At 72.9% G+C, this 12,591-nt stretch carries 7 protein-coding genes; all 7 read left to right on the top strand.

Translation table 11 applies throughout. The features are described 5' to 3' along the window. The first annotated feature begins 22 nt into the window (after positions 1 to 22). The 7 genes from ACSUPV_RS24910 (at position 23) to ACSUPV_RS24880 (ending at position 12,538) form a co-directional block, all read left to right on the top strand. Entirely contained in the window at positions 23 to 1,426 is a 1,404-nt protein-coding gene (locus ACSUPV_RS24910) for an ABC transporter substrate-binding protein (RefSeq protein WP_436948585.1), read from the top strand. A gap of 4 nt (positions 1,427 to 1,430) precedes the next feature. After that, a complete protein-coding gene (locus ACSUPV_RS24905) occupies positions 1,431 to 2,777 on the top strand; it encodes a carbohydrate ABC transporter permease (RefSeq protein WP_436948584.1) in 1,347 nt (448 codons plus the stop codon). Continuing rightward, a complete protein-coding gene (locus ACSUPV_RS24900) occupies positions 2,774 to 3,688 on the top strand; it encodes a carbohydrate ABC transporter permease (RefSeq protein WP_031113087.1) in 915 nt (304 codons plus the stop codon). Before ACSUPV_RS24905 ends, ACSUPV_RS24900 begins: the two co-directional genes overlap by 4 nt. A 142-nt stretch (positions 3,689 to 3,830) precedes the next feature. Continuing rightward, a complete protein-coding gene (locus tag ACSUPV_RS24895; protein ID WP_436948583.1) occupies positions 3,831 to 6,092 on the top strand; it encodes a bifunctional glycosyltransferase/CDP-glycerol:glycerophosphate glycerophosphotransferase in 2,262 nt (753 codons plus the stop codon). A 193-nt stretch (positions 6,093 to 6,285) separates the two neighbouring features. Next, entirely contained in the window at positions 6,286 to 8,487 is a 2,202-nt protein-coding gene (locus ACSUPV_RS24890; RefSeq protein ID WP_436948582.1) for a CDP-glycerol glycerophosphotransferase family protein, read from the top strand. Positions 8,488 to 8,495: 8 nt separating this feature from the next. After that, on the top strand, positions 8,496 to 10,736 hold the full coding sequence (locus ACSUPV_RS24885) for a bifunctional glycosyltransferase/CDP-glycerol:glycerophosphate glycerophosphotransferase (protein WP_436948581.1): 2,241 nt from the start codon (positions 8,496 to 8,498) through the stop codon (positions 10,734 to 10,736). Continuing rightward, positions 10,733 to 12,538, top strand: a complete 1,806-nt coding sequence (locus ACSUPV_RS24880) for a hypothetical protein (RefSeq protein ID WP_436948580.1) — start codon at positions 10,733 to 10,735, stop codon at positions 12,536 to 12,538. Before ACSUPV_RS24885 ends, ACSUPV_RS24880 begins: the two co-directional genes overlap by 4 nt. Positions 12,539 to 12,591 lie beyond the last annotated feature (53 nt).

Below are 12,591 nucleotides of genomic sequence, written 5' to 3'. Positions count from 1 at the left end.
AGGAACGAAGAACGGGGCAGTCATGCGCATGACGAGCAGCACCATCCGGAAACGCTGGTCGCCCGAGCGGGACAAGGCGACCCCCCAGCACCGCAGAGCCGCCAAGGCCGCGGCAGCCGTCGCCGCGGGAGCGCTCGCGCTCTCGCTCACCGCCTGCGGAGGCGACGACGACGGGAACAGTGGAACCCAGGGCAACACCGAGGAGACCGGCAACAACGTCACCCTTCCCAAGCTGGAGGGGACGAGCCTGGAGATCGCCGCCGTGTGGACCGGCGCGGAACAGGCCAACTTCAAGAAGGTCCTGGCGGAGTTCGAGAAGCGCACGGGCGCCAAGGTCACGTTCGTGCCCGCCCAGGACCCGATCATCAACTTCATCGGTTCGAAGGTGGCCGGCGGGCAGCCGCCGGACATCGCGATGCTGCCGCAGCCAGGCGCCATCAAACAGGCCGTGGACCGCGGCTGGGCCAAGCCCCTCGGCGCCGAGGCCCTCAAGGAGCTCGGTGAGAACTACTCGCAGGGCTGGCAGGACATCGGCAAGGTGGGCGACAAGCAGTACGGCGTCTACTACAAGGCCGCCAACAAGTCCCTGATCTGGTACAACAACCAGGTCTTCGAGAACGCCGGGGCGAGTGAGCCCGAGACCTGGCCGGACCTGCTGAAGACGGCACAGACGGTCTACGACTCCGGCGTCACCCCGTTCTCCGTCGGCGGCGCCGAGGGCTGGACGCTGACCGACTGGTTCGAGAACGTCTACCTCTCCCAGGCCGGGCCGGAGAAGTACGACCAGCTGGCCAAGCACGAGATCAAGTGGACGGACCCGTCCGTGAAGGACGCGCTGACCACCCTCGCGCAGGTCTGGGGCAAGGCCGACTACATCGCGACCGGGGCGTTGCAGACCGACTTCCCGGCCTCCGTCACGCAGGTCTTCACCGGCGGGGACCAGCCCAAGGCGGCCATGGTCGCGGCGGGCGACTTCGCGCAGGTCAACATCCCGAAGGACATGAAGATCGGGACCGACGCGAAGGTGTTCCCGTTCCCCGCGGTGGGTGACACGGGACCGGTGGTCTCGGCCGGTGACGCGGCCGTGATCCTGGAGGACTCGAAGGGGGCGCAGGCCCTGGCCACCTGGCTCGCCTCGCCGGACGCGGCCGAGATCCAGGCCGAGCTGGGCGGCTACCTGTCGCCGAACAAGAACGTGCCGAACTCCGCGTACCCGAACGCGGTGCAGCAGCGGATCGCCAAGGCGCTCATCGACGCCGGTGACGACTTCCGCTTCGACATGTCCGACCAGGCCCCGCAGGCCTTCGGCGGCACGCCCGGCAAGGGTGAGTGGAAGATCCTCCAGGACTTCCTGAAGAACCCGAAGGACGTGGCGGGCACGCAGCAGAAGCTGGAGGCCGAAGCGGCCGCGGCCTACGGAGGCTGACGGCATGACGTCGGCCACGGCGGCAGGGGGCGTCAAGCCCCCTGCCGCTCCCAAGTCGCGCAAGAGTGTGACCGGCACCCGCAGGATGGTCGCGGCGCTGTTCCTGCTGCCCGCGATCGTCCTGCTCGGCGCGCTCGTGGTGTACCCGATCGGGTACTCGGTGGTCCGCAGCTTCTACGACCAGTCCGGCGACGGCTTCGCCGGAGTCGACAACTACCAGGCCCTCTTCACCGACGAGGGCATCCGCACCGCGCTGAAGAACAACGTGTTCTGGGTGGTGTTCGCGCCGACGGTCGCGACGGCGCTCGGCCTGATCTTCGCGGTGCTGACCGAACGGGTGCGCTGGGGAACGGCGTTCAAGCTGGTCGTCTTCATGCCGATGGCGATCTCGATGCTGGCGGCGGGCATCATCTTCCGCCTGGTGTACGACCAGGACCCGGACAAGGGCGTGGCGAACGCGGTGTGGGTGGGCGTGCACGACACCTTCGCCCAGTCGTCGGCGTTCCCGAAGGCCCACCCGGGCCGTGAGTCGCCGCTTCAGGCGGCGGGCGGGGGCGCGTTCATCACGAAGTCGCCCGTCCGCGCCGGCGAGACCGTCTCGCTGCCCCTGGTGGGTGTGGCGCCGGACCTGATGCCGGACGACGCGAAGGCGGCCGTGGCGCCGAAGGCCGAGCCGGACAAGGTCACCGGCACGACCTGGCAGGACTTCACCCGCGGCAAGGGCGTGGGCACGCTCAACAGCGTCGACGCGTCCGAACTGGGCTATGCGGGCATGCGGATCGAGGCCGTGAAGGACGGCAGGGTCGTGGCCTCGACGACGGCCGCGGGCGACGGCACCTTCACCCTCCCGGCCTCCGCCGACGGTGCCCAACTCCGGCTTCCGGCGAGCAACTTCAAGGAGCCGTACAACGGCCTGGACTGGCTCGGCCCGTCCCTGGTCACCCCGGCCATCATCGGCGCGTACATCTGGATGTGGGCGGGCTTCGCGATGGTGCTGATCGCCGCCGGGCTCGCGGGCGTGCCCCGGGAACTGCTGGAGGCCGCCCGGGTCGACGGCGCGAGCGAGTGGCAGGTGTTCAGACGGGTCACGGTGCCGCTGCTGGCGCCGGTCCTCGCGGTCGTCACCGTCACCCTGATGATCAACGTGCTGAAGATCTTCGACCTGGTCTTCATCATCGCCCCGGGCTCCGCGCAGGACGACGCGAACGTGCTCGCCCTGGAGCTGTACCGCAAGGGCTTCTCCGAGGACCAGCCGGGCATCGCCAGCGCCATCTCGGTGTTCCTGCTGCTGCTCGTGATCCCGGTGATGTGGTTCAACGTACGGCGGCTGAGGCGGGAGGTGCGGCGATGACCGCGGACGCGGGCAGTCTGCCCGGCAAGGCGGCGCGGCCCACCGGCTCGGTGAAGGCGAGGCGCTCGCTGGGGTCCCGGCTGGTCGAGGGGGTCAGCGGCGGGCTCGTGCGGGTGTTCCTCATCGTGGTCGGCCTGTTCTGGCTGGTGCCGACGATCGGTCTGCTGCTGGCCAGTCTCCGCTCGCCGGAGGACATCGCGGCGAGCGGCTGGTGGAAGGTGTTCACCGAGCCGTCGCAGATCACCTTCGACAGCTACTCCAAGCTGCTGGAGAACGACGACATCACCAGCAGCCTGCTCAACACGGTGTGGATCACCGTCCCGGCGACGCTGCTGGTCGTGATCATCGGCTCGCTGGCGGGCTACGCCTTCGCCTGGATGGAGTTCCCGGGGCGCGACTGGTGGTTCCTGGGCGTGGTCGGCCTGTTGGTCGTGCCCGTGCAGGTCGCGCTGATCCCGATCGCCGAACTCTTCGGCAACATCGGCATCTTCGGCTCGGTGACCGGCGTGGTGCTCTTCCACGTCGGCTTCGGCCTGCCGTTCGCGGTGTTCCTGCTGCGGAACTTCTTCGCGGAGATCCCCCGGGAGCTGCTGGAGGCCGCGCGGCTGGACGGGGCGGGCGAACTGCGCCTGTTCTTCCGTGTCGTGATGCCGCTGGGCGCTCCGGCGATCGCCTCGCTGGGCATCTTCCAGTTCCTGTGGGTGTGGAACGACATGCTGGTCGCGCTGATCTTCTCGGACTCCGGGAGCCAGCCGATCACGGTCGCGCTCCAGACGCAGGTACGGCAGTTCGGCAACAACATCGACGTGCTGGCCCCCGGCGCGTTCATCTCGATGGTGGTCCCGCTGGCCGTGTTCTTCGCGTTCCAGCGGCAGTTCGTGTCCGGCGTGATGGCAGGGGCCGTCAAGTAGCGTGCAGAGAAAGGGAGTTGGAGGGGCGGGCCGGGAGCGGTCCGCCCCTCCGGCGATCCCCCGGATGCCGTAGCCGCCGTAACCAACTCACCCCACCGGCCGTTCCCGGGCCGAACGCCCGCGCCGACCGATGGATGGCCTCTTGCCCAGGTTCAGTGTCATTGTCCCCGCGTACCAGGTTCAGGCGTACCTGCACGAGTGCCTCGAATCGGTGCTCTCCCAGTCCTGTCCCGATCTGGAACTGATCGTCGTCGACGACTGCTCGCCGGACGCGTGCGGGGCGATCATCGACGAGTTCGCCGCCCGCGACGCGCGCGTGCTCCCCGTTCACCTGCCCCAGAACGTCGGCCTGGGCCGCGCCCGCAACGCCGGCGTGGCGCACGCGAGCGGCGACTACCTGCTGTTCCTCGACAGCGACGACACCCTCACGCCGGACGCGCTGCGGTCGATCGCGGACCGGCTGAAGGAGACCGGCGATCCGGACGTCCTGGTCTTCGACTACGCGCGCACCTACTGGACGGGCGAGGCGGTCCGCAACCAGGCGGCCCTGCAGCTCACCGAGGAGGGCCCGGCCCCGTTCCGTCTGGAGGACCGGCCGGGGCTGCTGCGGCTGCTGATGGTGGCCTGGAACAAGGCGTACCGGCGGGAGTTCGTCGAGGAGAAGGGGTTCGCCTTCCCGCCCGGTTGGTACGAGGACACGCCGTGGACGTACCCGGTGCTGATGACCGCGGAGTCGATCGCGACGCTCGACCGGGTCTGCGTGCACTACCGGCAGCGGCGGCAGGGCAGCATCCTGCGCACCACCAGCGAACGGCACTTCGACGTCTTCCAGCAGTACGACCGGGTCTTCGCGTTCCTCGACGAGCGGCCCGAACTGGCGCGGTGGCGGCCGGTGTTGTTCCGGCGCATGGTGCACCACCTGGCGATCGTGTACTCGCGCCGGGACCGGCTGCCCCGGGGTTCGCGCGCGGCCTTCCTGCGCCGGGCCCGGGCCCACTACCGCCGCTACCGCACCCCCGGCGCGCCCGGTCCCCTGCGCGCCCGGGTGCACCACACGCTGATCCGCTTCGGCCTGCACCGCACCTACCGCGCCCTGAAGCTGGCGTCGGCGGCGCACCGCTCCGTCGGCCGGATCACCGGCAGGCTCGGGCGCGGGCTGCGGGCCGCCGCGCTCCGGGCCCACTACCGCGTGCAGCGCTGCCTCCCGCTGCGCGCCGACCGTGCCGTCTTCACCGCGTACGACGGCCGCGGCCACAGCTGCAACCCGGGCGCGCTGGAGAGCGCGTTCCGCGACCTGGCGCCGCACATCCGCACGGCGTGGGTCGCCCGTCCCGAGCACCACCACACGATCCCGCCCGGCCCGCGCCGGCTCGTCCCCGGCACGGCCGCCTACTGGACGGCGCTCGCCCGCTCCCGGTACCTGGTCAGCAACACCGACTTCGACGACCGCCTGGTCAAGCGCCGGGGCCAGGTGCTGATCCAGACCGGGCACGGCACCCCGCTCGGTCACCTCGGGCTGGACCTCCAGGAGCGCCCGGCGGCGGCCCGCGGCCGGGACTTCGCCCGGCTCCTCAAGGGCGTCGACCAGTGGGACTACGTGCTGTCCGCCAACCGCCACACGACCCTGACCCACGAGCGCGTCCACCCCGGCCGCTACACCACGCTGGAGTACGGCTACCCCCGCAACGACGTGTTCCGCACGGCGACCGAGGCGGACGTGGCCCGGCTGCGCGCCTCGCTCGGCGTCCCCGAGGGCGCGGTGGCGATCCTGTACGCGCCGACCCGCCGCGACTACCGCCGCTCCCCGCGCCACCCCCTCGATCTCCAGCGGATCGTGCGCCGCCTGGGCCCGCGCTTCGTCGTCCTGGCCCGCGCCCACCACGCCTACGGCGGCCCGCTGACCACGACCTGCGGCCGGGTCGTCGACGTCAGCGACCACCCGAGCGTGGAGTCGCTCTGCCTGGCCTCGGACGCCCTGGTCACGGACTACTCGTCGCTGATGTTCGACTACGCCAACCTGGACCGGCCGATCGTGATCCACGCCGACGACTGGGAGGCCTATGAGGCGGCCCGCGGCACCTACTTCGACCTGCGCTCCTTCCCACCCGGCGCGATCGCGCGGGGCGAGGACGAGCTGATCGACATCTTCGCCACCGGCCACTGGCGCGGCTCCCGGTCGGCCCAGCTGCGGGCGGCGTTCCGCGAACGGTTCTGCACCTACGACGACGGCCGGGCCGCCGAGCGGGTCGTGCGCCGGGTGGTCCTCGGGGAGTCGGACCTGCCGCCGGTCGTCCCGCTGGACGAGCGCCGCCCGGTGCCGTCGGCGGCGGCCTCGCTGACGCGGGAGCCGCTCGCCACGGTGCCGCAGCCGGCCGGTTCCGCGGCCGTCACCGACCGCCTCTGAACACGGTTCTCACTCCGGGGAGTCCACATGCCCTCCAGCCCGTCGCGGCCGACACCCAGCCGGCCGCCGTCCTGGCGCCCGTCCGGGCGGCCCCGACGCCGTCGCACCGCATGAGGCGGCCTGCCGCGTGCGGGGCCCGCCCGCGACGGACCCGCCAGACCCGCTCCTGAAGGCCCTCGACAGAAAGAGCAGAATGCCCCGCTTCAGCATCGTCGTCCCGTCCCATGGGGTCGCGGGCCGGCTGTCCCAGGCGCTGGACTCGATCCTCGCCCAGTCGTTCGGCGACTTCGAGCTGATCCCGGTGTGCGACGCACCCGACGCACCGGCGGCGGACGTCGTCGCCGGGTACGCCGAGCGGGACTCCCGGGTGACGCCGGTGCACTCGCCGCCGTCGGCCGGTCTGGCCGGGGCGCGCAACACCGGGCTGCGGTCGGCGGTCGGCGGCCACGTGCTGTTCCTCGACGGCGACGACGTCCTGGCCCCGGGGGCGCTGGCGGCGCTGGACGCCCGGCTGGGCGAGACCGGTGACGTGGACGTCCTGTACTTCGAGCACGAGCGCACCCCCTGGTGGGAGGGCGAGCCGACCAACCCGGCGGCCCCGCTGCTGGCCAGGACCCCGGACCGGGCCTTCGCCCCCGGCGAGGCCCCGCAGCTGACGGGCGTGGCGCTCCCGGCGTGGAGCGCGGTCTACCGGCGGGCCTTCCTCACCGAGCGGGACATCGCGTTCCCCGGGGACCACTTCACCGATGTCGGGTTCGAGGGGCTGGTCGCCCTGCGGGCGGAGCGGGTGGCGGCCCTGCGCACGGTCGTCGTCCGGCATCTGCTGCGCCGGCAGGGCAACCGGCTGAACCTGCCGGGCGGGCACCACACCGAACTGCTCGACCAGACCGAGCTGGTGCTGACCCGGGCCGCCGAGGAGGGGCTGCCGACGGACCGGCTGAAGCCGCTGTTCGAGCAGCTCTTCGCCGCCGTGCTGAAGACGGCCGCGCACCCGCGGCGGCTGCCGGCCGGGCGGCGGGCCTTCTTCCGGCGGGCGAGCGCGCTCTACCGGCGGCACCGCCCCGCCGGGTACCAGGCGCCCGGCGGCAGCCTCGGCGTCCAGCACCGCCTGCTGGCGTCCGGCTCGTACGCGGCGTTCCGGGCCCTGCGTGCCGCGAACCGGGGAGCGCTGCGGGCCGCCGCGCTGCTGCCCCGCCCGCGCGGGCTGCGCACCCGGCTGCGCTACGCGGCGCACCTGCGCCTGCCCCTCGACCGGAACCTCGTCGTGTACTGCGCGTACTGGGGCCGCGGCTACGCCTGCAACCCGGCCGCGATCCACGCCAAGGCCCGCGCACTCGCCCCGCACCTGCGTGCGGTGTTCCTGGTCGAGCCGGACGCGGTGGACAGCATGCCGCCGGACGTGGAGTACGCGGTGATCGGCAGCCGGAAGTACTGGGAGGTGCTGGCCCGGGCGAAGTACCTGGTCAACAACGCCAACTTCGCGGACGCCGTCGTCAAGCGCCGGGGCAGCGTGCACCTGCAGACGCAGCACGGCACGCCGCTGAAGACGATGGGCGCCGACCAGTCGACGTACCCGGTCGTGGCCGCGGCGACCGGAAGCTTCACCAAACTGCTGGCCCGGGTGGACCGCTGGGACTACAACCTCACCTCCAACCGCCACTCCACCGAGATGTGGGAGCGGGCGTTCCCCGGCGCGCACGAGACACTGGAGTACGGCTATCCGCGCAACGACGTCTACTGCACGGCGTCCGCGGAGGACGTGGCCCGGGTCCGCAAGGAACTCGGCGTCCCGGACGGCAAGAAGGCCCTGCTCTACGCCCCCACGCACCGCGACTACGCCACCGGTTTCGCCTCCGGCCCGGACCTGGCGGAGTTCTGCGAGGCGATCGGCGACGAGTACGTCGTCCTGCTGCGCGCCCACTACTTCTACGACCGGGGCGCGTCCCGGGGCGGCGGCCGGATCATCGACGTCACCGGGCACCGCTCGTCGGAGGACGTGTGCCTGGCGGCGGACGCGCTGATCACCGACTACTCGTCGATCATGTTCGACTACGCCAACCTGGACCGGCCGATCGTCGTGTACGCCGACGACTGGGACGTCTACCGGGAGACCCGGGGCGTCTACTTCGACCTGATGGAGTCCCCGCCCGGCCGGGTCGCCCGTACGCCGGAGGAGCTGGCGTCCGTCTTCCGCGACGGCACGTACGCCGACGCGTCCGCCACGGCCCTGCGCGCCGCGTTCCGGGAGCGCTTCTGCCAGTTCGACGACGGCCGGGCCGCCGAGCGCGTCGTGCGCCGGGTGCTGCTGGGGGAGCCGCCCGAGTCGATCCCGCCCGTGATCCCGCTCGCGGAGCGCGTCCCGGCCCCCGCGGCCGCCACCCTCGTAAGGAGCTGACCGAAGAAGTGCCCCGCTTCAGCATCATCGTCCCCGTCTACAAGGTGCAGGGCTTCCTGCGCGAGTGCCTCGACTCGGTGCTCGGCCAGTCCTACGGCGACTTCGAGGTGATCGCCGTGGACGACCGCTCGCCGGACGGCAGCGGACAGATCCTCGACGAGTATGCCGCCCGCGACGCCCGGGTGCGGGTGCTGCACCTGCCGGAGAACGTCGGCCTGGGCCGGGCCCGCAACGCCGGTCTGGAGGAGGCGGCCGGCGACTACGTCCTGTTCCTCGACAGCGACGACCGCTACACGCCCGGCCTGCTGGCGGCCGTCGCCGCGCGCCTGGAGACGACCGGCGACCCGGACATCCTGGTCTTCGACCATGTGCGCACCCACTGGTGGGGCCGGGGCGGGCGCAGCGAGGCGGCGGACCTGCTGGCGGCGGCGGGCCTGGAGACGTTCTCCGTCCGGGAGAGCCCGCAGTACCTGAACCTGTTCCTGGTCGCCTGGAACAAGGCGTACCGGCGAACCTTCTTCCAGGAGCACGGCCTGCGGTACGCGCCGGGGCTGTACGAGGACGCGCCGGTCACCTACCGGTCGATGGTGCTGGCGGAGCGCATCGCCTGTCTGGACCGGATCGGCGTGGAGTACCGGCAGCGCCGGCAGGGCGCGATCACCAAGACGCCGGGGCGCCGGCACTTCGAGATCTTCCCGCAGTACGAGGGCCTGTTCGCGTTCCTGGAGCAGCGCCCCGACCTGGACTGGGCGCGGCCGCTGCTGCTGGAGCGGGCCCTGGACCACATGCTGTTCGTGCTGGCCCGTGAGGACCGGGTGCGACCGGCGGACCGGGGCGACTTCTACCGGGAGATCCGTTCCTTCCACCGGCGGCACCTCCCCGAGGGCGGCTTCCGGGAGCCGGACGGCTGGCGCGGGGTCGAGATGCGGCTGCTGGCGTCGGCGCCCTACGCGTCGTACGCCGCGGCACGGGGGATGCGGGAGCTGCGCGCGGCGGCCCTGGCCGGGCGGCGGCGGGTGGCGCGGAAGGCCTCGGAGACCGCCCTGCGCGGCTGGTACGGGGTCCAGTCGAAGCGCCCGCTCGATCCGCACCTCGCCGTCTACTCGGCGACCCACCACCGCGGGGTGTCCGGCGACCCGGCCGCGATCTACGAGAAGGCGCGCGAGATCGCCCCGCACATCCGGGGCGTGTGGGTGGTGCGGGAGGACGCGGTGGACGCGCTGCCGCCCGGCGTCGACCATGTGACGCCGGGTTCGCGGCGCTACCACGAGGTCATGGCGCGGGCCACGTACTGGGTGAACAACGTCAACTGGCCCGGCACCCTCGCCAAGCGGCCCGGCAGCGTCCACATCCACACCCACCAGGGCACCCCGCTGAAGTACATGGGCGCCGACCTGCTGACCAAGCCGGGCGCCCGGCACGGCTTCGACGTGCCGCAGATGCTGCGCCGGGCCGACCGCTGGGACTACAGCCTGGTCGCCGGACGGCACGCGGAGCGGGCCTGGGAGCGGGCGTACCCGTGTCACTTCACCTCGCTGCGGACCGGCAGTCCGCGCAACGACGTACTGGTCGGGGCCGGGCCGGAGCGGGGCCGGGCGGTGCGCGAGCGGCTCGGCATCCCGGCCGACCACACGGTGGTGCTGTACGCGCCGACGCGCCGCGACTACCGGCGGGGCGGCCACGTCGACCGCTTCGACCTGGCCCGGTTCGCGGCGGACCTCGGACCCGGCCACACCCTCGTGGTCCGGCTGCACCCGTCGCTGGCGGCAGGGGTGGCGCGTGGTCTCGGCCTGTCCGACCTGCACCGGCGGGGCGTGCTGGTGGACGCGACCGACGAACCGCACGTCGAGGACGTGCTGCTGGCGTCCGACGTCCTGGTCACCGACTACTCCGCCCTGATGTTCGACTACGTGCTGCTGGACCGGCCGATCGTGATCCACGCCGACGACTGGGGCGCGTTCGCGGCGAGCCGGGGGGCCTACTTCGACATCACCGCCGACGCGCCCGGCCATGTGTCGCGCTCGTACCGGGAGCTGGCCTGGCTGTTCGCGTCGGGCACCTGGCGGGACGCGGAGGCGGCGCGGCTGCGGTCCGGCTTCCGGGAGCGGTACTGCGAGTTCGAGGACGGGCGGGCTGCCGAGCGGGTCGTGCGGCTGCTGATGCTGGGCGAGCGGGGTGGTGCGCTGCTGCCCGCGGCCCGCCGGACCGAGGGCGTCCGCGACCGTTCCGAGGCGCTGGTCGAGCGATGAGAACCCCCGTCGGTCCCGAGGCCGTCCCCTCCCTGCCCGGCCAGCGGGGCTCCTCGGCGCGGCCCCCGGCGGCCGACGAGCGGCCACGGCCGGTGCACTGGTGGCACGCGGCCCTGGTCGCCGTGCCCACCGCGGCCCTGTTCGTGCTGGGCTACCGGCGCCGCTGGATCTGCGACGACGGGCTGATCTACCTGCGCCCGGTGCGGCAGATCCTGGCGGGCAACGGGCCCGTGTTCAACGTCGGGGAACGGGCGGAGAGTTCGACCGGCACCCTGTGGCAGTGGCTGCTCGCGCTCGCGACCTGGGTCACCGGCGAGGACCCGGCGTTCCTCGCGGTCGGGCTGGGCCTGCTGCTGAGCACGGCCGGGTTCGCGTTCGCCCTGTACGCGACCTGCCGGCTGCACCGGAGCGCGGGGCTCCTGCTCCCGGCGGGGGTGTTCGTGCTGCTGGCCGTGCCGCCGTTCTGGTCGTACATGACCTCGGGCCTGGAGAGCGGGCTCGGCGCCTTCTGGACCGGGCTGTCGTGGTGGCTGCTGACCCGCGTCCGGCGTGGTCAGGAGGCCCGGGAGACGTACCTCGCGGCGTTCGTGTTCGGGCTGGGGCCGCTGGTCCGGCCCGACCTCGCGGTGGTCACCGGGTGCTTCCTGGCGGCGCAGTGGTGGGTGCTGCGCCCGTCCCGGCGGGGCGTCGCGGCGCTGCTGGCCTCGGCGGGGGCCGTGCCGCTGGCGTACGAGGTGTTCCGGGCCGGGTACTACGGGATCCTGGTGCCGCTGCCCGCCATCGCCAAGGAGGCGAGCGCCAGCGACTGGGGCCGGGGCGCCGGGTACGTGCACGAGACGCTCGGGCCGTACTGGCTGTGGCCGGTCGTCCCCGTGCTCGGCGCGCTGGCCGCCCTGCTGGTGCGCCGCACCCGGCGGCAGCGGCGGGACCGGGCCCCGGGCCGGGCCTCGCTCGCGGTGCTGCTGGCGCCCCTCGCGGCCGGTGCGCTGCTCGCCGGGTACGTCGTCCGCGTCGGCGGCGACTACATGCACGCCCGCATGATCCTCCCCGCGCTCCTGCTGCTGCTCCTGCCGCTGCTGGTCGTGCCCGCGAACCGGGTCACCGGCGTGGCGGGCGCGCTGCTGGTGGTGTGGCTGTGCGCGGCGGTCAGTCCGCTGCGGACGCCGTTCGACGTGCGCAGCACGCCCGGCTCGTTCAACGTGCGCAGCTCCGACGTGGAGGGCCTCGGCGACCACAACCCGGTGCGCACCGCGACCTGGGTGGACCGCTGGCCCGCCCTGCCGGAGGGCCGCGCCATGCTGGCGAAGGCCGAGCGCGCGGACCGTCCGACGCTGCTCTACTTCGACGCCGAGCGGCGGCTGCACGCCACGCCGATGCGCCCGGACTCCCCGTACCACGTCGTCATCGTGGGACGGCATCTCGGCGTCACGGGGGCCGCCGCCCCGCTCGACGCCTACGTCAACGACGCCTGGGGCCTGGCCAGTCCCATCGGCGCGCACCTCGCGCTGGAGCGGTGGAGCTGGCCGGGCCACGAGAAGTTCCTGCGCAACCACTGGATCTTCGCGGAGTGGGCGATGGACCACCCGCCGCACCGCGACCTGCTGCGGGCCGGGGCCTCGCGGGAGGCGGTCGAGGCGGCCCGGGCCGCGCTGGGCTGCGGCGCGCTCGCGGAGCTGAGGGAGTCGGTGCGCGCGCCGCTCACCGCCGAGCGGTTCTGGCACAACCTCACCGGGGCCTTCGAGCGGACGCGGTTCCGGTTCGCACGCTGGCCGGCGGCGGCCGAGAAGGCGCTGTGCGACTGACCTGACGGCAGGTGGGCGTAGCCGCCTCACCCGATGAAGTGACCCGGGGTCAG

The sequence above is a fragment of the Streptomyces sp. SudanB52_2052 genome (assembly GCF_964272415.1).
Classification (GTDB): domain Bacteria; phylum Actinomycetota; class Actinomycetes; order Streptomycetales; family Streptomycetaceae; genus Streptomyces; species Streptomyces olindensis.
This window is presented reverse-complemented; position numbering and strand designations above follow the sequence as displayed.